The organism is Pseudomonas sp. HR1 (genome assembly GCF_030175875.1).
Classification (GTDB): Bacteria; Pseudomonadota; Gammaproteobacteria; order Pseudomonadales; family Pseudomonadaceae; genus Chryseomonas; species Chryseomonas oryzihabitans.
Window position 1 is genome coordinate 1 of record NZ_JASNRF010000007.1, and the last position, 20,703, is coordinate 20,703.

At 65.2% G+C, this 20,703-nt stretch carries 21 protein-coding genes and 1 tRNA gene; 7 read left to right on the top strand and 15 right to left on the bottom strand.

The genetic code is table 11. The features are described 5' to 3' along the window. Positions 1 to 107: 107 nt before the first annotated feature. The 3 genes from QKY98_RS20680 (at position 108) to QKY98_RS20690 (ending at position 1,777) form a co-directional block, all read left to right on the top strand. A tRNA-Glu gene (locus tag QKY98_RS20680) sits at positions 108 to 183 on the top strand. A 128-nt stretch (positions 184 to 311) separates the two neighbouring features. After that, positions 312 to 1,454 carry a GNAT family N-acetyltransferase gene (locus tag QKY98_RS20685; protein WP_284671510.1) on the top strand — a complete coding sequence of 381 codons (1,143 nt, stop codon included), beginning with the start codon at positions 312 to 314 and terminating at the stop codon, positions 1,452 to 1,454. Beyond that, positions 1,448 to 1,777 (top strand): YnfA family protein, encoded by a 330-nt coding sequence (locus QKY98_RS20690; RefSeq protein ID WP_007162734.1) that lies wholly within the window; start codon positions 1,448 to 1,450, stop codon positions 1,775 to 1,777. The genes QKY98_RS20685 and QKY98_RS20690 overlap by 7 nt, the downstream gene beginning before the upstream one ends. A 15-nt stretch (positions 1,778 to 1,792) precedes the next feature. Here the strand turns inward: QKY98_RS20690 and QKY98_RS20695 are convergent, their stop codons facing one another. Genes QKY98_RS20695 through QKY98_RS20710 form a run of 4 tightly spaced genes read right to left on the bottom strand, consistent with a single transcriptional unit; the run spans position 1,793 to position 6,787 of the window. Next, positions 1,793 to 2,023, bottom strand: a complete 231-nt coding sequence (locus QKY98_RS20695; RefSeq protein ID WP_007162735.1) for a YheU family protein — start codon at positions 2,021 to 2,023, stop codon at positions 1,793 to 1,795. Positions 2,024 to 2,077: 54 nt separating this feature from the next. Beyond that, entirely contained in the window at positions 2,078 to 3,265 is a 1,188-nt protein-coding gene (locus tag QKY98_RS20700) for an osmoprotectant NAGGN system M42 family peptidase (protein WP_007162736.1), read from the bottom strand. After that, positions 3,262 to 5,001 carry an N-acetylglutaminylglutamine synthetase gene (gene ngg / locus QKY98_RS20705; RefSeq protein WP_284671511.1) on the bottom strand — a complete coding sequence of 580 codons (1,740 nt, stop codon included), beginning with the start codon at positions 4,999 to 5,001 and terminating at the stop codon, positions 3,262 to 3,264. Before ngg ends, QKY98_RS20700 begins: the two co-directional genes overlap by 4 nt. Before the next feature lie 13 nt (positions 5,002 to 5,014). After that, complete coding sequence (locus tag QKY98_RS20710; protein ID WP_284671512.1) at positions 5,015 to 6,787, bottom strand: N-acetylglutaminylglutamine amidotransferase; 1,773 nt, start codon at positions 6,785 to 6,787, stop codon at positions 5,015 to 5,017. Positions 6,788 to 7,185: 398 nt separating this feature from the next. Here QKY98_RS20710 and QKY98_RS20715 point away from each other — a divergent pair, with 398 nt between their 5' ends. After that, positions 7,186 to 7,446 (top strand): type B 50S ribosomal protein L31, encoded by a 261-nt coding sequence (locus QKY98_RS20715; protein ID WP_007162739.1) that lies wholly within the window; start codon positions 7,186 to 7,188, stop codon positions 7,444 to 7,446. Between the two features lie 24 nt (positions 7,447 to 7,470). On the opposite strand, the gene metR is transcribed toward QKY98_RS20715, so the two are convergent. The 5 genes from metR to QKY98_RS20740 form a co-directional block, all read right to left on the bottom strand. Then, positions 7,471 to 8,388: a transcriptional regulator MetR gene (gene metR / locus QKY98_RS20720; protein ID WP_007162740.1), complete on the bottom strand. Its 918-nt coding sequence runs from the start codon at positions 8,386 to 8,388 to the stop codon at positions 7,471 to 7,473. A 144-nt stretch (positions 8,389 to 8,532) separates the two neighbouring features. Next, entirely contained in the window at positions 8,533 to 10,062 is a 1,530-nt protein-coding gene (gene glpD / locus QKY98_RS20725) for a glycerol-3-phosphate dehydrogenase (protein ID WP_284671513.1), read from the bottom strand. A 156-nt stretch (positions 10,063 to 10,218) separates the two neighbouring features. After that, the gene (locus tag QKY98_RS20730) at positions 10,219 to 10,983 is read right to left on the bottom strand and encodes a DeoR/GlpR family DNA-binding transcription regulator (RefSeq protein WP_007162742.1); all 765 of its coding nucleotides are present in this window, start codon (positions 10,981 to 10,983) and stop codon (positions 10,219 to 10,221) included. Positions 10,984 to 11,153: 170 nt separating this feature from the next. Next, entirely contained in the window at positions 11,154 to 12,662 is a 1,509-nt protein-coding gene (gene glpK, locus QKY98_RS20735) for a glycerol kinase GlpK (protein ID WP_007162743.1), read from the bottom strand. Between the two features lie 30 nt (positions 12,663 to 12,692). Then, positions 12,693 to 13,565, bottom strand: coding sequence for an MIP/aquaporin family protein (locus QKY98_RS20740; RefSeq protein ID WP_027601308.1), 873 nt, complete (start codon positions 13,563 to 13,565; stop codon positions 12,693 to 12,695). A 296-nt stretch (positions 13,566 to 13,861) separates the two neighbouring features. Here QKY98_RS20740 and QKY98_RS20745 point away from each other — a divergent pair, with 296 nt between their 5' ends. After that, complete coding sequence (locus tag QKY98_RS20745) at positions 13,862 to 14,644, top strand: PhzF family phenazine biosynthesis protein (RefSeq protein ID WP_007162745.1); 783 nt, start codon at positions 13,862 to 13,864, stop codon at positions 14,642 to 14,644. Positions 14,645 to 14,692: 48 nt separating this feature from the next. On the opposite strand, the gene argF is transcribed toward QKY98_RS20745, so the two are convergent. Beyond that, complete coding sequence (gene argF, locus QKY98_RS20750; protein WP_007162746.1) at positions 14,693 to 15,610, bottom strand: ornithine carbamoyltransferase; 918 nt, start codon at positions 15,608 to 15,610, stop codon at positions 14,693 to 14,695. Between the two features lie 194 nt (positions 15,611 to 15,804). Beyond that, complete coding sequence (locus tag QKY98_RS20755; RefSeq protein ID WP_007162747.1) at positions 15,805 to 16,209, bottom strand: DUF3597 domain-containing protein; 405 nt, start codon at positions 16,207 to 16,209, stop codon at positions 15,805 to 15,807. A 244-nt stretch (positions 16,210 to 16,453) separates the two neighbouring features. On the opposite strand from QKY98_RS20755, the gene grxD reads away from it, so the two are divergent. Next, the gene (grxD, locus tag QKY98_RS20760; protein WP_007162748.1) at positions 16,454 to 16,780 is read left to right on the top strand and encodes a Grx4 family monothiol glutaredoxin; all 327 of its coding nucleotides are present in this window, start codon (positions 16,454 to 16,456) and stop codon (positions 16,778 to 16,780) included. A gap of 59 nt (positions 16,781 to 16,839) precedes the next feature. On the opposite strand, the gene bfr is transcribed toward grxD, so the two are convergent. From bfr to pyrC, 4 genes are all read right to left on the bottom strand, one after another. Beyond that, positions 16,840 to 17,319 carry a bacterioferritin gene (gene bfr / locus QKY98_RS20765; protein ID WP_027601307.1) on the bottom strand — a complete coding sequence of 160 codons (480 nt, stop codon included), beginning with the start codon at positions 17,317 to 17,319 and terminating at the stop codon, positions 16,840 to 16,842. 192 nt (positions 17,320 to 17,511) lie between these two features. Further along, positions 17,512 to 17,727, bottom strand: coding sequence for a bacterioferritin-associated ferredoxin (locus QKY98_RS20770; protein WP_007162750.1), 216 nt, complete (start codon positions 17,725 to 17,727; stop codon positions 17,512 to 17,514). 110 nt (positions 17,728 to 17,837) lie between these two features. Beyond that, positions 17,838 to 18,509, bottom strand: a complete 672-nt coding sequence (rnt, locus tag QKY98_RS20775; RefSeq protein ID WP_371099723.1) for a ribonuclease T — start codon at positions 18,507 to 18,509, stop codon at positions 17,838 to 17,840. A 2-nt stretch (positions 18,510 to 18,511) separates the two neighbouring features. Beyond that, positions 18,512 to 19,555, bottom strand: a complete 1,044-nt coding sequence (gene pyrC / locus QKY98_RS20780) for a dihydroorotase (RefSeq protein ID WP_042138456.1) — start codon at positions 19,553 to 19,555, stop codon at positions 18,512 to 18,514. A 141-nt stretch (positions 19,556 to 19,696) separates the two neighbouring features. On the opposite strand from pyrC, the gene QKY98_RS20785 reads away from it, so the two are divergent. Further along, a complete protein-coding gene (locus QKY98_RS20785; RefSeq protein ID WP_058792452.1) occupies positions 19,697 to 20,647 on the top strand; it encodes a flagellar protein MotY in 951 nt (316 codons plus the stop codon). The last annotated feature ends 56 nt before the right edge of the window (positions 20,648 to 20,703 follow it).

Below are 20,703 nucleotides of genomic sequence, written 5' to 3' on the forward strand. Positions count from 1 at the left end.
GCTATAGCTCAGCTGGGAGAGCGCTTGCATGGCATGCAAGAGGTCGACGGTTCGATCCCGTCTAGCTCCACCAAATTCGTGATCCGCAAGGATTGCACCAGGGTATCGTCCCCTTCGTCTAGTGGCCTAGGACACCGCCCTTTCACGGCGGTAACAGGGGTTCGAGTCCCCTAGGGGACGCCACACTCGAAAGAAACCGCCTCACGGCGGTTTTTTTTCATCCGCACGAAAGCCAGCCGCCAGAGTCTTTCACAGGAGCCGTCCGGCTACTGTGTTAGATCTGTAGGCCGAGTCCAAGCAAGGGGAGTGGGATGATCGTCGAGTATCTCTACAGCCTGGCCCAGGTGCCTGCCGCCCAGTGGAACGCGCTGCTGGCGGACGATCAGCCCTTTCTGCGCCATGAATTCCTCGCCACCCTGGAAGACAGTGGCAGCCTCGGGCAGGGGACCGGCTGGCAACCGGCGCACCAGATCCTCAGGGATGAACAGGGGCAGCTGCGGGCCGCCATGCCGGCCTATCTCAAGATGCATTCCTATGGCGAATACGTCTTCGACTGGGCCTGGGCCGATGCCTGCCGCCGGGCCGGGATCGACTACTACCCCAAGCTGCTGGCCGCGGTGCCCTTCTCACCGGTACAGGGCGCGCGCCTGCTGGGCGATCCCGCCGCCTGCGCGACCCTGCTGGACGCCACCACCGGCAGCCTGGCCGGCCTGGAGCTCTCCAGCCTGCACGTCAACTTCACTGATCCCAAGGCCGATGCGCTGCTCGAGGATCGGGAGGGCTGGCTGGCGCGGCTTGGCTGCCAGTTCCACTGGCACAACCGCGGCTATGGCGACTACGGCGACTTCCTCGCCGCCCTGACCTCGCGCAAGCGCAAGCAGCTGCGCAAGGAGCGCGACCAGGTCGCCGGCCTGGGGGTGAGCTTCGAATGGCGCCAAGGCGGAGAGTTGAGCGAAGCGGAGTGGGATTTCGTCTATGCCTGCTACGCCAACACCTACGAGGTGCGCGGCCAGGATCCCTATCTGACCCGTGCCTTCTTCAGTCTGCTGGCCGAGCGGCTGCCTGCGGCGATCCGGGTGGTGCTGGTCCGCCAGGGCAGCCGGCCGGTGGCCATGGCCTTCTATCTCAAGGACGGCGACACCCTCTATGGCCGCTACTGGGGCTGCCTGCAGGAATTCGATCAGCTGCATTTCGAGACCTGTTTCTACCAGGGGATCGAATACGCCATCGCCGAGGGGCTGCAGCGCTTCGATGCCGGCGCCCAGGGCGAACACAAGCTGATTCGTGGCTTCGAGCCGACCCTGACCCGTTCCTGGCACTACCTGGTGCATCCGGGCCTGAGAGCGGCAGTGGCGGAGTTTCTCGAGCAGGAGCGCGACGGCGTCCAGGCCTATGCGCAGCGGGCTGCCGAGGCCTTGCCCTATCGCCAGGAGGACGGCGCGGCGCCATGCTGAACTATCTCTGGTTCCTGCTGGCCGCGCTGTTCGAGATCGCCGGCTGCTATGCCTTCTGGCTCTGGCTGCGGCTGGATCGCAGTCCCTGGTGGATAGCGCCGGGACTTGCCAGCCTGGTGCTCTTCGCCCTGTTGCTGACCCGTATCGAGGCGGCCTACGCCGGACGCGCCTATGCGGCCTACGGCGGCATCTATGTGGTGGCTTCGCTGGGCTGGCTGGCGCTGGTCGAGCGTACCCGACCGACCTGGACGGATCTGGCGGGCGGTTTGCTCTGCGTGGCCGGGGCGCTTGTAATCCTGCTGGCGCCGCGTGGCAGTGCCTAACAGGCGCGAGAGGCGCTAGTCGTCCAGCAGCTCGGGCGGCACGTCGCGGCGCAGCACCAGCTGGCAGAGGGCGCTGTCCGGATCGAAGAGGATGACGGCTTCGCCGGTTTCCAGGGCGCGGCGCGCGCGCTGGGTCCGGGTCGCCAGGGGCGTCTCGTCACCGTTGTCGGTGCCGTCGCGGGTGACGAAGTCTTCCAGCAGGTTGTCGAGGGTGGCAGCAGCGAGCTGGTCGTGGGGGATGATCATCGAGAGGTGCCTGGAAAAAGGCGCCCAGGATACCCCAGGCGCGTTGATCGAACGCTACTTGCTGCCGTCGCCGACGACCTCCTCCAGCGGCGGCAGGTGGGTCTGGTTGTCCATCTGGGTGTCTTCCGGCAGCAACTGGTGGCCGAAGCGGTCGAGGGAGCTGTCGGCCGGCTGGGCATCGCTGTCGAACACCGGCGGGCTGAGCATGTACCCGGTCAGCAGCTGGCTGAGCGCCGCCAGGCTGACGATATGGGTGCGCTCGTAGCCGTGGGTGGCGTCGCAGCCAAAGGCCAGCAGGGCGACCCGCACGTCCTGGCCGGAACTGATCGCCGAGTGGGCGTCGCTGTAGTAGTAGCGGAACAGGTCGCGACGCACCGGGATGTCGTTGCGTTGCGCCAGGCGCAGCAAATGTCGCGACAGGTGATAGTCGTAAGGCCCGGAGGAGTCCTGCATGGCCACGCTGACGCGGTGCTCGTCGGAGCGCTGGCCGGGCGCCACGGGGGCGATGTCGATACCGACGAATTCGCTGACGTCCCAGGGCAGGGCACCGGCGGCGCCCGAGCCCACCTCTTCGGTGATGGTGAACAACGGGTGGCAGTCGATCGGCGGGGTCTGACCGCTTTCCTTGAGCATCTTCAGGGCGGTGAGCAGGGCGGCGACGCCGGCCTTGTCGTCCAGATGGCGCGAACTGATGTAGCCGCTGTCGGTGAATTCCGGCAGCGGATCGAAGGCGACGAAGTCGCCGATCTGCACGCCCAGCTGCTCGGTCTCGTGGCGACTCTTGGTCACGGCATCCAGGCGCAGCTCGATGTGGTCCCAGGTCACCGGCATCTTGTCGATCTCGGTGTTGAAGGCATGGCCGGACGCTAGCAGGGGCAGCACGCTGCCCCTCAGGGTGCCGTCATCGGTGAACAGGCTGACGCGGCTGCCTTCGGCGAAACGGCTGGACCAGTGGCCCACGGCCGCCAGGCCCAGGCGACCGTTGTCCTTGATCTCGCGGACGATGGCGCCAATGGTGTCCAGGTGCGCGGAGACGGCCCGGTCCGGACTCTCCTTGTGGCCCTTGATGGTGGCGCGAATGGTGCCGCGGCGGGTCAGCTCGAAGGGGATGTCCAGTTCGTTGAGCCGTTCGGCGACGTACATGACGATGGTGTCGGTGAAACCCGTGGGACTGGGGATCGCCAGCATGTCCAGCAGGACCTTGCGCAGGTAATCCAGATCGGGCTCGGGCAAGCGATTCATAGCGGAACCTCCCGGGACAACGGGAACAGCAGGTCGATGAAGCGTTCGGCGGTGGGACGCGGTTCGTGATTGGCCAGGCCCGGCCGCTCGTTGGCTTCGATGATGACGTAGTCGGGCGCATCGGCGGCGGGCACCAGCAGGTCCATGCCGGTGACCGGGATGTCCAGCGCCCGGGCCGCCTGGACGGCGGCGTCGGCCAGCACCGGATGGAGGCTGTCGGTGACGTCCTCCAGAATGCCGCCGGTGTGCAGATTGGCGGTCTTGCGCACGGCCAGGTGGGTACCGGTCGGCAGGATGCTGTCCCACTCGTAGCCGGCGCTGCGGATGGCGCGTTCGGTTTCCTCGTCCACCGGGATGCGCGACTCGCCGCCGGTGGCGGCCTGGCGCCGACGACTCTGAGCTTCGATCAGGTCCCTGACGCTGTGCCGGCCATCGCCGACGATCTCCGCCGGACGGCGAATGGCGGCGGCCACCACCTCGTGGCCGATGACCACGACGCGCAGGTCGAGACCCTGGTGGAAGCTTTCCAGCAGTACCCTGTCGTCATATCGGCGCGCGGCCTGGATGGCCGCGGCGAGGTGCTCGGCGTCGCGGATGTCCACGGCCACGCCCTTGCCCTGTTCGCCGTTGACCGGCTTCACCACCAGGGCGCCGTGTTTCTCCAGAAAGGCGGCGTTGTCGTCGTCGCTGCCCGCCATTTGCTGTTCCGGCACCCGCAGCCCGGCCCGGGCCAGGGTACGGCTGGTCAGTACCTTGTCGGCGCAGAGGGTCATGGTCACCGCGGAGGTGAGGTCGGTCAGGGACTCGCGGCAGCGGATGCGCCGGTTGCCCTGGATCAGGGTGAAGAGACCGCCCTCGGCGTCATCCACCTGCACCTCGATGCCGCGCCTCAGGGCTTCGTCGACGATGATGCGCGCATAGGGATTGAGTTCGGCCGCCGGCCCCGGACCGAGGAACAGCGTCTGGTTGATGCCGTTCTTGCACTTGATCGCGAAGGTCTGCAGCGGCCGGAAGCCCAGCTTGTCGTAGAGCCGCTTGGCCTGCAGGTTGTCGTGCAGCACCGACAGGTCGAGAAAGGCCAGGCCGCGACTGGCGTAGTGTTCGATCAGATGGCGCACCAGCGCCTCGCCGACGCCGGGTCTGCTGCAGTCCGGGGAGACCGCCAGGCACCAGAGCGAAGAGCCGCCATCCGGGTCCTGGAAGGCCTTGACGTGATTGAGCCCCATCACCGAGCCGATGATGGCGCCACTGTCGTCGTCCTGCGCCAGCCAGTACACCGGGCCACCCTTGTGCCGCGGGGTCAGTCGCTCGGTGTCGACGGGCAGCATGTGACGCTGCTGGTAGAGGCGGTTGATCTCGCTCCAGTCCTGGGCGGAGCAGGCCCGGCGGATGCGAAAGCCACGATAGATCCGTCGGGCCGGACGATAGTCGCTGAACCAGATCCGCAGGGTGTCGCTGGGGTCGAGAAACAGCTGTTGCGGCGCCTGGGCCAGCACCTGGTGGGGCGCGGCCACATAGAGGGCGATGTCGCGCTCACCGGGCGTTTCGGTGAGCAGTTCCTTGGCCAGGCTGGCGGGGTCGGGATAGGTATGGCCGATGAGCAGCCGGCCCCAGCCGCAATGCAGGGAGAGCGGCTGGCAGGTCGGCTGGTCGCCTTCCGCCAGGCGCGCCTGCAGCCGTTCGTAGGAGGGCGTCTGGGCGCGTTGGAGGCGCTGGTTGTAGCTGGTCGCTTTCATGGGTGTTCCGCCCTTACAGTCCGTGCTCGCTCAGCCAGAGGTTGAGCGCCGCGAGTTGCCAGAGCTTGGAACCGCGCAGGGGGGTGATGCGGTCGGCCGGATTGGTCAGCAGGCGATCGATCTCGGCGGTCTCGAACAGGCCGCGATCCTGGCTTGGGTCCAGCAGCAGTTCCCGCACCCAGGTCAGGGTGTTGCCTTCCAGGTGCTTGAGGCCCGGCACCGGGAAATAGCCCTTGGGCCGGTCGATGACTTCCTGGGGAATGACCTTGCGCGCCGCCGCCTTGAGCACCTGCTTGCCGCCGTCGCCCAGCTTGAATTCGGCGGGGATGCGTGCCGAGAGTTCGGCCAGGCGATAGTCGAGGAAGGGCACCCGGGCTTCCAGGCCCCAGGCCATGGTCATGTTGTCGACCCGCTTGACCGGGTCGTCCACCAGCATCACGGTACTGTCCAGGCGTAGGGCCTTGTCGACGCCGGCGCTGGCGCCGGGCTTGGCGAAGTGCTGACGGACGAAGGCCTCGGCGGCGTCTTCCTCCAGGCGCACGCCGGCCTGCACGGTGGCGGCGTACTGGGCATAGTCGCGATCGAAGAAGGCGGCGCGGTAGGCGGCGAAGGGATCGGCCGCGCCATGCACCTGGGGATACCAGTGATAGCCGGCGAAGAGTTCGTCCGCGCCCTGGCCGCTCTGCACCACCTTGCAGTGCTTGGAGACCTCTCGCGACAGCAGGTAGAAGGCGATGCAGTCATGGCTCACCATCGGCTCGCTCATGGCCGAGAAGGCGCGCGGCAGCTGCTGGATGATCTCGTCCTCGGCGATGCGCAACTGGTGGTGGCGGGTGCCGTAGTGATTGGCGATCAGGTCGGAATACTGGAATTCGTCGCCGCGCTCGCCGCCGGCATCCTCGAAGCCGATGGAGAAGGTCAGCAGGTCCTTGACCCCCGAATCGTGCAGCAGGCCGACCAGCAGACTGGAATCCACCCCGCCGGAAAGCAGCACCCCCACCTCGCGCGCCGCCCGCTGGCGGATCGCCACGGCGTCCTTGAGGCCATGCAGGACCCGTTCGGCCCAGTCGTCCAGGGTGTAGCGACGCTCGTCTTCGTGGGGACCGTAGTCCAGGGTCCACCAGGTTTCCTGGTGCTGCTGGCCGGAGGCGTCCACGGTCATCCAGGTCGCCGGCGGCAGCTTCTGCACGCCCTGCAGGATGGTGCGCGGCGCCGGCACCACGGCATGGAAATTCAGGTAGTGGTTGAGGGCGACCGGATCGATGCGGGTGTCGATGTCACCGGCTTCCAGCAGCGCGGGCAGGCTGGAGGCGAATCTCAGGCGCTTGTCGGTAAAGGACAGGTACAGCGGCTTGATGCCCAGGCGATCCCGGGCGATGAACAGCCGACCGCTGTCGCGCTCCCAGATGGCGAAGGCGAACATGCCATTGAGCTTGGGCAGCATGGCCTTGCCCCAGGCGTGATAGGCCTTGAGCAGGATTTCGGTATCGCCGCCGGAGTGGAAGCGGTAACCCTTGGCTTCCAACTCGCTGCGCAGTTCCGGGTAGTTGTAGATGGCGCCGTTGAACACCATCGACAGCCCCAGCTCCGGCTCGATCATGGGCTGGCCTGAGGCTTCCGCCAAATCCATGATCTTCAGCCGCCGATGGCCCAGGGCGACCGGCCCCTGGCTATGGAAACCCCAGGCGTCGGGGCCGCGCTGTTCGAGGCGGTGGGTGATGCGCTCCACCGCGCTGATGGATGCAGGTTGACGATCGAAACGAAGCTCTCCGGCGATGCCGCACATGGTGCTGTGCCTCTTGAATCCTTGGGATGCGGCGCGGTGAGTTCAGTCCCGAACCCGGCGTGCGCATCCAATGCGTGTGGACTTCTCGCCATCCTTGAGAAGCCAATGCAGGGGCGCTGTGCGGGTGAACAGGGCAGGGGGCGGACAGTTCGTCTGTCTGGCGCCGCGGGCCTGAACGCACGCACCGACCGACAGCGGGTCTCAGAGAGGGTGGGGTACCGCCGGTCAGGGCCTCAGGTTACGAGCCCCGGGCGCGGCGGATGGTTCCATTGCAAAGGCCATGGCTGCCGTCACCGTCACAGGCGGGGCTGCAAAAACGACCTTTATATGTTATAATGTATCTTTAATCGGTGCGCAGGAGACATCCCGTCTCGGGCGCCCAGACCAGGAGACGCCTCATGAAACCCGGTATCCATCCCAACTATCGTCCCGTGCTGTTCCACGACACCACTTCGGACACCTACTTCCTGATCCGCTCCACCGCCGAGAGCGACCGTACCCAGGAATACGAAGGCGAGACCTATCCCTACATCAGCCTCGACGTATCCAGCGCCTCGCACCCCATCTATACCGGTGAGCAGCGCCAGATGAAGGTCGAAGGCCGGGTTTCCAGCTTCAACAAGAAGTTCGCCGGCTTCCCGGGCGGCAACAGCAAGTAAGCCCCTCGCGAGCAGCGCGCCGGCTCAGCGCGCGCTGCTGACCCCCTCCAGGGTGGCGAAGGAGGTGTCCTTGGCGGTCAGCAGGAAATCCTGCATGAAGGGCGCCTCCAGCATGTCTTCGCGGATCGCCGCATAGAGCGTTGCATAGAGCCCTTTCTCGCCCAGCCGCCGCGCGGTCACATAGCCGCGCGAGCTGTACTCGTGGATCGCCCAGTTGGGCAGGCAGCAGACGCCACGCCCCGAGGCCACCAGCTGCAGCATCATCACCGTCATCTCCGCCGTGCGCACCGACAGCGGCTCGACATCGGCCGGATCGAGGAAGCGGGTGAAGATATCCAGCCGATCGCGCTCCACCGGATAGGTGATCTGCGTTTCCTGGGCAAGATCCTCGGGGACGATATAGGGCCGTTGCGCCAGCGGATGCTGGTTGGCTACCGCGAGCAGGGCCTCGTAGGTGAACAGCGGCACATAGGTCACCCCCGAGAGGTCGACCGGATCGGCCGTCACTACCAGGTCCAGATCGCCCCGGGCCAGCGCCGGCAGGGGCGCGAAGGAAAAGCCGGAGGCCAGGTCCAGCTCCACTTCCGGCCAGGAATCACGAAACTGGTCAATGGTCGGCATCAGCCACTGGAAGCAGCTGTGGCATTCGATGGCCATGTGCAGGCGACCCGCCGTACCCCCGACCAGACGCGCCAGGTCCCGCTCGGCACTGCGCAGGTGCGGCAACACCGCGTCTGCGGTCTGCAGCAGCCGCAGGCCGGCACTGGTGAAGCGAATGGGTTTGGTCTTGCGGATGAACAGCGGGGTCCCCAGGCGCTCTTCCAGTTCCTTGAACTGATGGGAGAGCGCGGACTGGGTCAGGTGCAGTCGCTCTGCGGCTTCCACCAGGCTGGAGGATTCACGGAGAGCATGCAGGGTTTTCAGGTGACGGAGTTCGAACATGGCGCTGGTACTGGAGACAAAGGCGCATCATGAAGACTTTTCATGGTGCTGCCTATGCTCTGACGCCTCTGGCCAGTCCTTACCGGGTGAGTTCTGACCGTCCCCGAGCGGATTTGCCGCCCGGGAGACAACTCTTCTTGGGTCTCAGGCCGCGTTGCTGCCCTTGGTGGCCTGGGTCGGTTCCGAATGCGCCAGGAAGTCTTCCAGGGCCGCCCGCTCGGCGTCGGTGAACACCAGGCCCAGCTTGGTCCGCCGCCAGAGCACGTCATCGGCGCGAGTGACCCACTCGTGACGCTGCAGGTATTCCACCTCACGCACATGCAGATCGGCGCCTAGCACCGCACCCAGCTCCTCCACGGAGCGCGAACCACCCAGCAGGGTCCAGACGCGGCTGCCGTAGGTGGTCGCCCAGCGTTGTGCCAGGGCGGGCGTCAGGCCGCTGACCTTGTCCAGCAATTCGCGGGTCAGCGCCTGGGGCGTGGTCATCTGCTCGCCACCGGGCAGCGGTGCCGAGGCGGTCCAGCTGTTGCCCAGCTGCGGGAAGAAAGGCTGCAGCTGCGCCATGGCCGATTCGGCCAGCTTGCGGTAGGTGGTCAGCTTGCCACCGAACACCGACAGCAGCGGCGCGCCCTGTTCCTCGGCCAGCGACAGGGTGTAGTCGCGGGTGATGGCCGAGGGGTTGTCCGATTCGTCGTCGCACAGCGGGCGCACACCGGAAAAGGTGTGCAGCACATCGTCGCGGCTGAGCTGCTTGCGGAAGTGGGCGTTGGCCACCCCGAGGACGTAGTCGATTTCCTGGTCGGTGATGGTCACCTTGGCCGGATCGCCCTGGTACTCGCGATCCGTGGTCCCCACCATGGTGTACTGGCCGAGGTAGGGGATGGCGAAGACGATACGGCGGTCTTCGTTCTGCATGATGTAGGCCTGCTCGCCTTCGTACAGCTTGGGCACGATGACGTGGCTGCCCTGGATCAGGCGGATGCCATAGGGCGACTTCTGCTGCAGGTCCTGGCGGATGAAGCTGGCGACCCAGGGGCCGGCGGCATTGACCAGGCCCTTGGCGCGGATCTGCTGGCGGCCCTGGGGCCCCTCGACCTCGACTTCCCAGTGACCCTCGACGCGCCGGGCGCTGACGCAGCGGGTGCGGGTGAGGATGTCGGCACCCTTGTCGCGCGCCTGCATGGCGTTGAGCACCACCAGGCGGGCGTCGTCCACCCAGCAATCGGAATATTCGAAGCCGCGCTTGATCTCGGCCTTGAGCGGCCCCTGGGCATCGAACTTCAGGCCACGGGAGCCCGGCAGCTTTTCGCGCTTGCCGAGGTGGTCATAAAGGAAGAGACCGGCACGGATCATCCAGGCCGGACGCAGGTGCGGACGGTGGGGCAGGACGAAGCGCATCGGCTTGACGATATGGGGCGCCTTGGCCAGCAGCACCTCACGCTCGGCGAGGGCTTCGCGCACCAGGCGGAATTCGTGATGTTCCAGGTAGCGCAAGCCACCATGGATCAGCTTGCTGCTGGCGGAAGAGGTATGGCTCGCCAGGTCGTCGCGTTCACAGAGAAACACCGACAGACCCCGGCCGGCTGCATCGGCCGCGATGCCTACACCGTTGATGCCACCGCCGATGACGGCGAGATCGTAAGTCCGGGGAGTTGCAGTGGGTGCCTGGGCCATGATGCCTCCTGTGAAACGAACATAATTATTCGGTTTCGAACATAATAGCCCAGCAAAAACTCAGGTTCTAGCCAAGCCTGTGGCTTAAGACCGCTAAAACGAAAAAAAACGAATATAGACAGAGGCGAGGCGACGAATGGTCGTCGCCTCGAGGGATCAGCGCGGACGCGCCACTTCGACCTTGACCTGCCACTCGCGCAGGCAGCGTGCGAAGGCCGGGGAAGGCTCCTGCTCCGTGAACAGCTGGTCGATCTGTTCCAGGCTGCCCAGGCGGATCATGGCGTTGCGGCCGAACTTGCTGGAGTCGGCGGCGAGAAACACCTGGCGGGCGTTATGGATGATGGCCTGGGAGACGCAGACTTCCTGGTAGTCGAAGTCCAGCAGGGTGCCGTCTTCGTCGATGCCACTGATGCCCACCAGGGCGTAGTCGACCTTGAACTGCTTTATGAAGTCGGCCGTGGCCTGGCCCACCACGCCACCATCGCTGCGCACCTTGCCGCTGGCGATCAGCACGTCGAAGTCGTCCTTGGCGCTGAGGATGTTGGCCACGTGCAGGTTGTTGGTGATGACCTTGAGGCTGCGATGCCCGAGCAGGGCATGGGCGATGGCCTCGGTGGTGGTGCCGATATTGATGAACAGCGAGGCATGGTCGGGCACAGCCGCAGCCACGGCTTCGGCGATCAGGCGCTTTTCCTCGCGCATCTGGCCCGCTCTCATGCTGTATTCGGTGTTTTCCACGCTGGAGTCATGGGCGGCGCCCCCGTGGTAGCGCCGTAGCAGCCCGGCTTCGGCGAGCTGATTGATGTCACGACGGATCGTCTGGGGGGTGACGGAGAAATGCTGGGCCAGCTCTTCGATGCTGACGTAGCCGCGCTCACGGACCAGTTCGAGAATCTGCTGTTGGCGAGGCGCCAGGCTCATTACGGCTTCCTTGAGGTGATCGAGTAAATTCACAGAGGATGCCGTAGCTCTATCCAGGTGGAAAGCGCTTGTCGCGCAAAGCAAGACCGGCGTCGGAAGACGCCGGCCTCGTGGGGGAGCCTTGCGGGAAGCGGCCGGCAGGTGCCGGTCGCCTCCCGGTCGGATTCGACTCAGTCCAGCGCCCAGCCGCGGGTACGCTCGACGGCCTTCTTCCAGCCCTTGTACAGGCTGTCTCTCTTGGTCGGATCACAGGCCGGTTCGAATACGCGCTCGATGGTGCTCTTGCTGCGCAACTCGTCCAGGCTGCTCCAGAAGCCGGTGGCGAGACCGGCCAGGTAGGCCGCGCCGAGGGCGGTGGTCTCCTTCATTTCCGGCCGCTCGACCCGGGTGCCGAGCACGTCCGATTGGAATTGCATGAGGAAGTTGTTGGCGGTGGCGCCGCCGTCTACCCGCAGGGACTTCAGGGCTTCGCCGGCGTCCTGCTGCATGGCATCCAGCACATCGCGGGTCTGGAAGGCGATGGATTCCAGGGTGGCGCGAATGATGTGGTCCACCTTGACGCCGCGGGTCAGGCCGAACAGCGCGCCGCGGGCATAGGGATCCCAGTAGGGCGCGCCCAGGCCGGTGAAGGCCGGGACCAGGTAGACGCCGTTGCTGTCGGTCACCTTGGTGGCGAAATACTCGGAATCCAGGGAATCGTTGATCACCTTGAGTTCGTCGCGCAGCCACTGGACGGTGGAGCCGCCGTTGAAGATGGCGCCTTCCAAGGCGTAGTTGACCTCGCCGCGGGGACCGCAGGCGATGGTGGTCAGCAGGCCGTGCTGGGACTGCACCGCCTTCTCGCCGGTGTTCATCAGCAGGAAGCACCCGGTGCCATAGGTGTTCTTGGCCTGGCCCGGCTCCACGCACATCTGGCCGAACAGGGCCGCCTGCTGGTCGCCGGCGATACCGGCGATGGGGATGCCGGTGGTCTGGCCGCTGCCCAGGTGCGCCTGGCCATAGACCTCGGAAGAGGACTTCACCTCAGGCAGCATCTCGCGCGGGATGTCCAGCACCTCGAGCATGGTGGCGTCCCACTCGCGCTTGTGGATATCGAACAGCAGGGTGCGCGAGGCGTTGGTGTAGTCGGTCACGTGGGCCTGACCCTGGGTCATCTTCCAGATCAGCCAGGTGTCCACGGTGCCGAACAGCAGTTCGCCGCGGCGGGCGCGTTCACGGCTGCCTTCGACGTGGTCGAGGATCCACTTGATCTTGGTGCCCGAGAAATAGGGGTCGATCACCAGGCCGGTGGTCTTGCGGATATGGTCTTCCATGCCGTCGCGCTTGAGCTGGTCGCAGATCGCGGTGCTCTGGCGGCTCTGCCAGACGATGGCGTTGTAGATGGGACGACCGGTGGTCTTGTCCCAGACGATGGCTGTCTCGCGCTGATTGGTGATGCCGATGGCGGCGATCTGCTCGTTGCTGATGCTGGCCTGGGCCAGGGCCTCGACGAACACTGCGCTCTGGGTGGCCCAGATCTCCATGGGATCGTGCTCGACCCAGCCGGCCTGCGGATAGATCTGCGCGAATTCGCGCTGGGCGATGGTCACCACGTTGGCATTGCGGTCCAGCACGATGGCGCGCGAACTGGTGGTGCCCTGGTCGAGCGCGACGATGTACTGCTTGTTCTGGTCGGTCATGGTCTTGTTCCTTATTGTGATTCGCGGCGATCAGGACGCTTTGGAGGCGGAGGTCACTTCGGTGCGGGCACTGTCCTCGGCCTTGGCCGGAACGTCGCAGGCACCGGAGGCCAGGCCGGGCAGATGGCGGCAGATCAGCGCCTTGTAACCGGCGGCGCCCAGGCAGGCACCGACGATGGGGCCGAAGATGGGCACCAGGAAGTAGGGGATGTCACGGCCACCGGTGAAGGCGATCTCGCCCCAGCCGGCAAAGAAGGTCATCAGCTTGGGTCCGAAATCCCGGGCCGGGTTCATGGCGAAGCCGGTCAGCGGGCCCATGGAGCCGCCGATCACGGCGATCAGCAGGCCGATCAGCAGGGGCGCGAGCGGGCCGCGGGGCAGACCGTTGCCGTCGTCGGTGAGGGCCATGATCATGGCGAGCAGGATCGCGGTGATGACGGCTTCGACGAGGAACGCCTGGCCAATCGACAGGGAAGGATGGGGATAGGTGGAGAAGACGCCGGCCAGCTCCAGGCTCGCCTGGCTGCCGCGGACCATGTTGTGGGCCTGTTCATAATCGAAAAACAGGCTGCTGTAGAGGCCGTAGACCAGAGCCGCGCCGCAGAAGGCACCGGCGACCTGAGCCAGGATGTAGGCCGGCACCTTGCGTCTTTCGAAGCCGCCGAACAGCCAGAGGGCGATGGTGACGGCCGGGCTGAGATGCGCGCCGGAGACCCCGGCGGACAGGTAGACCGCCATGCTCACACCCACGCCCCAGATGATGCTGATTTCCCACAGGCCGAGGGTGGCACCGCCGACCTTCGCGGCCGCCACGCAACCTGTGCCGAAAAAGATGAGGAGGGCTGTGCCGAGGAATTCGGCGATGCATTGACCGCGTAGCGTTGGAGCGAGAAGAGTACTCATGGAGGAGCCTCGTGGTTGTTGTATTTATAGGTGGCCGGGGAGCCATTTGTTCGCAACCGAAAATCTAATTTCAAATATGAAAACTGTCAAAGCTCCTGAGCGCAAAAACAGTGACGACGTTCGACAATTCATTGCCGATGCGACGCCGCCTGCTATTTTGGTCATAGGACTTCTGGCGACAACCGGCCCGTTGGCAGGTCTCAAGAGGTAGCCGTCGCGGCCAGGGATCATCAGGGGTCTGGTGCCCGCGCGACGGCGACGCTCGCTGTTTTTCTTCTTCTGCTCAGGTAGCGCGCATGCCCCTAGAATTTCATCAGGTCGATGCCTTCACCGATCAGCCCTTTCGCGGCAATCCCGCCGCGGTCTACCGCCTGGACAGCTGGCCAGCCGACGAGCTGCTGCAGCGGATCGCCACCGAGCACAATCTTTCGGAAACCGCCTTCGTAGTGCAGGAGGGAGATACCTGGCGCATCCGCTGGTTTACCCCGCGGACCGAGGTGCCCCTGTGTGGCCATGCCACCCTGGCCGCGGCGCATGTCCTGTTCGAGGTGTATGGCGAGGCGGGCGACCGCCTGGCGTTCATCAGTCAGTCGGGCGTTCTGCGCGTGTTTCGCGAAGTGGACGGCCTGCTGGCGCTGGATTTCCCTGCGCTAGTGCCCACGGAGCTGGGGGTGACCCCCGAACTGGAGCGTGCCTTGCGGGTATCGCCGGTGGATGCCCTGGCGGCGGACAAGCTGCTGGTGCTGTTGGAATCGGAACAGGCGGTACGGGACTGCAAGCCGGATCTGGCGGCCATCGCCCGGCTGCCCTGGCAGGGCGTCATCGTGACCGCGCGTGGCCAGGAGGTCGACTTCGTGTCGCGCTTCTTCGCCCCGGCGGTGGGCGTGGACGAGGATCCCGTCACCGGTTCGGCGCACTGCAGCCTGATTCCCTACTGGTCGCGGCGACTGGCCAAACGGATGCTCACCGCCCAGCAGCTTTCGGCGCGGGGCGGGCAGCTCAGGTGTCGGCTGGAAGGGGATAGGGTCAGCATCGCCGGACGCGCGGTAACGGTCATGCGCGGGCAGCTGCTGCTGTGATGGTGAGACCTCGGCGGCCAGGGTGCGGCCGAGGTCTTCGGCTCCGGATCAGGCGTGCAGTGGCGGCTTGATGAGGAATTCGAGCAGCGCCTTCTGGGCATGCAGGCGATTTTCGGCTTCGTCCCAGACCACGGCGCGCGGGTCGTCCAGCAGGGTATGGCTGATCTCTTCGCCGCGGTGCGCCGGCAGGCAATGCATGAAGAGGACATCCGGCGCGGCGCCATCGAGCAACTCGGCGGTGACCTGGTAGGGCTTGAAGGCCGCCAGGCGCAGGCGGGTTTCCTCTTCCTGGCCCATGGAGGTCCAGACGTCGGTGCTGACCAGGTGCGCCTGGGCCACGGCCTCGCGCGGATCCCGGGTCAACCGGACGCGCTCGCCGGCGCGTTCGAGAAAGCGCGGATTGGGCTCGTAGCCTTCCGGGCAGGCGATGCGCAGATTGAAGTCGAGTTGTTCGGCCGCCTCGATATAGCTGTTGCACATGTTGTTGCCGTCGCCGATCCAGGCCACGGTCTTGCCACGGATATCGCCGCGGTGCTCGAAGAAGGTCTGCATGTCCGCCAGCAGCTGGCAGGGGTGCAGATCGTCCGACAGGCCATTGATCACCGGCACCTGGGAATGGGCGGCGAAGGTGGTCAGCATCTCGTGGGCGTAGGTGCGGATCATCACGCCGTCGAGCATGCTCGACATGACGCGAGCGCTGTCCGGGACGGGCTCGCCACGGCCGAGCTGGGTGTCCCGAGACGAGAGGAAGATCGCCTGGCCACCGAGCTGGATCATGCCGGCCTCGAAGGAGAGGCGGGTGCGGGTGGAGGCCTTCTCGAAGATCATGCCCAGGACGCGATTGCGCAGGGGCTCATGCAGCACGCCGCGGTTGCGCAGGGCCTTGAGCTCGATGCCGCGTGCGATGAGTTGCCGGAGTTCCTCGGGGGAACAGTCCATGAAAGAAAGAAAGTGGCGAACCGTCATTTCGTTACCCTAGCGTCCCGTCCCGGTAACGGCCGTCCATGGAGGGCGCGGCGAACCTGAGAGCATGCCGTTTCAAACGGCGGAAAGACCAAAGGCGAAATGGTATAAGTTCATGTCGCATTTTACCACCATCCCAGCCTAGGCCCTTCGTTTCGAGCGGCTAGCCTGGGACGGGGTAGCGAAGGGGCGGTGCCTTACAGCAGGTCAGCGGGGACGTTGCCGCCGTTGTCGGCCAGCTTCTGCAGAACGGCCTTGTGCAGCCACATGTTCATCTGGGCGGAGTCGCCCATCTTGTCGGCGGGGCAGTTCAGTTCCTTGGCCAGCTCCTGGCGGGCGGTCAGGCTGCTGTCCAGGTCGAGCAGCTTGAGCAGGTCGACGATGGAGGTCTTCCAGTTGAGCTGTTCGCCTTTCTGGGCGGCCAGACCGTCAAGCTTGGCGGCGACGTCCACCTGGCTCATGGGGGTGGCGCCGGTCGGGGCGGCCGGGCTGCCGGCGGGTGCGGCGGTATCGGTCGCGCCGGTGGTGGGCGCAGCGGCGGGGGTATCCGCATGGGCTTCACCAATGCCGAGCTTCGAGAGGATCTTGCTGAACAGGCTCATGGAGTTCTCCTGGGTCTTGGATCAGGCGCACCGAGCGGCGCCTACCCTTAACCTGACCACGGCCCGGGCGCCAAAGTTTTGCCTGGCGCCGCTCGGGATGGTCATGGTGCTGGCGAACGGCCGGGTCGGAACGTGGTCGATTGCCAGGTCGAGCCGCGCCTGTCACGGGCTGGACGTCGCGGAAATCCCGGCGTTCCACCGGCCTTTCCGTTACAATCGTCCCACCGTATTAGCGAGGTGCATCGTGGACATCATCGATACCATCAAAGACCAGATTGCCAACAATCCCGTGCTGCTCTACATGAAGGGTTCGCCGAACGCGCCTCAGTGCGGCTTCTCTTCCCGTGCCGCTCAGGTGCTGATGGCCTGTGGCGAGAAATTCGCCTACGTCGACATCCTGCAGAATCCGGAAATCCGCGCCAATCTGCCCAAGTACGCCAACTGGCCGACCTTCCCCCAGCTGTGGGTCGGTGGTGAACTGGTCGGCGGCAGCGATATCCTCGCCGAACTCTACGAGAAGGGCGAATTGCAGACCCTGATCAAGCAAGCCGTGGAAACCAAGGACGCCTGAGTCCCTGGTCCATAGAAAAAGCCCGCAATGTGCGGGCTTTTTTGTGGGCATCTGCCCGATCAATCGTCGTCGTCGTGCATCTGCGACTGGATGTAGTTCTCGATCCCGACACTGCCGATGAGGCTCAACTGGGTTTCCAGCCAGTCGATGTGCTCTTCCTCGGATTCGAGAATGTCCTTGAGCATGTCGCGGCTGACGTAGTCCCGTACGCTTTCGCAGTAGGTAATGGCTTCACGCAGGTCGGCCACGGCGCTGATTTCCAGGCGCAGGTCGCACTGGATCATCTCCTGGGTATTCTCGCCGATCATCAGCTTGCCCAGGTCCTGCAGATTGGGCAGGCCTTCCAGGAACAGGATGCGCTCGATCAGGCGATCGGCGTGCTTCATCTCGTCGATGGATTCCTTGTACTCGTGATGGCCGAGTTTGCGGATACCCCAGTCGTTGTACATCCGCGAATGCAGGAAGTACTGGTTGATGGCCACCAGTTCGTTGCCGAGGATCTTGTTCAAATGCTGGATGACGGTGATATCGCCTTTCATGGCCGGACCTGCGAATGGGGTGGGATTGCCGGCAGTCTGAGCGTAGAACAGCCCTTTGTCAAAAGCTTAAGTTGTTGAAAAATCGACGAAAATCGAACGGTAATCGGAAGCTTTTCCATCCTTTCCGTAAGCGTTTGATTAGACAATAAAAAAGCCGGACCCAGGGTCCGGCTTTTTTTACAGGGCTTGCGCTCAGGCGCGCGGCACGTCCAGCGCGTAGGCGAGCTGCTGGGCGCCGTGCAGTTCGCCGAGGGTTTCCTTGACCACCTGCTTGGCCAGGCAGGCGCACTTGCCGCACTGGGTGGCGCAACCGGTGCTTTCCCGAACTTCCCGATAACTGCAGCAGCCCTCGTAGATGGCTTCACGAATCTGCTTGTCGGTCACGCCACGGCAAAGACACACGTACATGGATCGCCTGCTGTATGAGTGGAGGTGCCGCCAAAGCTAATGACAATGAGAATGATTGTCAAAGTTGTAGGCGGCAAAATCTCATCAAAGGCAGGATCGGCGACGGACGGTCAGTCGAGATCGACCCAGCCGCCCATCTCCCGCCAGCGATTGACGATGCCGCAGAACAGCTCGGCGGTCTTCTCGGTGTCGTAGCGGGCCGAGTGGGCTTCGCGGTTATCGAATTCGATGCCGGCCGCCTGACAGGCCTTGGCCAGCACCGTCTGGCCATAGGCCAGGCCGGCGAGGGTCGCGGTATCGAAGCTGGAGAAGGGGTGGAAGGGATTGCGCTTCAGGCCGCAGCGCAGCACCGCGGCATTGAGGAAGCCCAGGTCGAAGCTGCTGTTGTGGCCGACCAGGATGGCCCTCTTGCAGCCGCTGGACTTGAGCGACTTGCGCACGCCCTTGAAGATTTCGCTGAGCGCCTGCTCTTCACCCACCGCCATGCGCAGCGGATGGTCGAGCTTGATGCCGGTGAATTCCAGCGCCGCTGCCTCGATGTTGGCGCCGGCGAAGGGCTCGACGCGGAAGAAGTAGGTGTGATCCGGATAGAGCACGCCTTCTTCGTCCATGGCCACGGTGGTGGCGGCGATTTCCAGCAGGGCATCGGTGGCGGCGTTGAAGCCGCCGGTCTCGACATCCACCACCACCGGCAGATAGCCGCGGAAGCGACGTGCCATGGGGATGCGCGAGTCGGACATCGGCTGGCTGGCGTCCAGTTCGTCGCTGAAGGTCTCGTCCATGCTCATGCACCCACCTCCAGGCGCCAGCGCAGGGTCTCGCCGGCGCGCAGCGGAATCACCTCGTGGTCACCGAAGGGCAGGGAAGCCGGCGCCTGCCAGTCCTCGCGCACCAGGGTGACGGTTTCGGCATTGCGCGGCAGGCCGTAGAAATCGGCACCGAAGTGGCTGGCGAAGCCTTCCAGGCGGTCGAGGGCATCGCGGCTCTCGAAGGCCTCGGCATAGAGCTCCAGGGCGCCATAGGCGGTATAGCAGCCGGCGCAGCCGCAGGCCGCTTCCTTGGCGTGCCGCGCGTGGGGCGCCGAATCGGTGCCCAGGAAGAACTTGGGATTGCCGCTGGTGGCGGCGTCCAGCAGGGCGCTCTGGTGGGTGTTGCGCTTGAGGATCGGCAGGCAATAGAAGTGCGGCCGGATCCCGCCCACCAGCATGTGGTTGCGGTTGTACAGCAGGTGATGCACGGTGATGGTGGCGCCGACGTTGGCCGGGGCCTCGCGCACGAAGGCCGCAGCGTCGCCGGTGGTGATGTGCTCGAAGACCACCTTCAGCGTCGGGAAGCGCTGGACGATGCGCACCAGGTGCTCATCGATGAATTTCTTCTCGCGATCGAAGACGTCCACCTCGGCATGGGTGACCTCGCCGTGCACCAGCAGCGGCAGGCCGATCTCGGCCATGGCTTCCAGGGTGGGGAAGAGGTTGTCCAGCGAGGTCACGCCGGAATCGGAGTTGGTGGTGGCGCCGGCCGGATAGAGCTTGGCGGCATGCACGAAGCCACTGGCCTTGGCGGCGCGGACGTCTTCCGGGCTGGTGCGGTCGGTGAGATAGAGCACCATCAGCGGTTCGAAGCGGCTGCCGGCCGGGCGTGCCGCCAGGATGCGCTCGCGATAGGCGGCGGCCTGCTCGGCATTGCGCACCGGCGGTACCAGGTTGGGCATGACGATGGCGCGACCGAATTCCCGGGCGGCGTCGGCGACGGTCTGCTGCAGGGCGGCGCCGTCGCGCAGGTGAATGTGCCAGTCATCGGGACGGGCAAGGGTGATCCGGTCGGTCATGCGGGATTCCAGGCTGCGGGAAAGTAGGGAAATGCTACCGGAAAAGGGGGTAGCCGGCACCCGTGCGGCGGGACCGCGCTCAAGTTTTCCGCGTCCTTGACCGATAAGAACCCCAGGTGCTTTTTCTTTCCGGAGTCCGACGTGCGCCCGCGTTACCTCTTCCTTTCCTGTCTGCTGCTCGCCGTTCCGGCCTGGGGGATGACCTTCCAGAGCCGGCTCGAGAGCGTGGAATGGAAGGTGGAGGGTGACATCTTCGCCTGTCGCCTGCTGCAGCCCATCCCGCGCTTCGGCAGTGGTGGCTTCCTGCGCCGCGCGGGCGAGTCCACGGTGTTCGAATTGCGGCCCAATGGCCAGTGGTTGCCGGCGGGCAGCGCCAGCCTGAAGGCGGCGGCGGTGCCCTGGAAGCCGGGGCTGGGCGATATCAGCCTTGGCTCGGTCAAGGTGGTTGAGGGCGAGCAGGCGCTGGCCACCAGCGCGCAGCAGGCGCAGCGCCTGCTGGCGGGGCTGATGGAGGGGCGCATGCCCCAGGTGAGTCGCTCGGGGGCCCTGGACGACCGCGTCGAGGTACGACTGCTGCCGGTGCGCTTCGAACCGGCCTACCAGCAATTCCAGGCCTGCACCCAGAAGCTGCTGGCGGTCAACTTCGAGCAGATCCGCCATTCCCAGGTCAATTTCCCAGGCGGTGGCGATACCCTCGACGACCTCGCCAAGGCCAAGCTCGACCTCATCGACGAATACCTGAACGCCGATCCGACGGTCAATCATGTCATCGTCTCCGGCTACAGCGACAACCAGGGCACCCGCCTGGACAACCGCCAGGAATCGCGGCTGCGCGCCATCGCGGTGATGGAGTACCTCAAGAGCAAGGGCTTCGCCGCGGAGCAGATCGAATTGCGCTTCTTTGGCGAGCAGTACCCCGTGGCGCCCAACACCAGCAAGGCCAATCGCGCGCTCAACCGCCGGGTGACCCTGGTGTTCTCGCGGGTCCCGCCGAGCGGCGAGCCGCCGGCTGCGCCAGCCACCAGTACCGCGGCCAATCCGCCCGAATCGCCGGCGCCCACCCCGGCACCGCCGGCCAAGCCCAAGGGCTGATCCGCCCCGGCCGCATGTCGCCCAGACATCAGAGTGCGTCGCGCCCCTGTAAAAGC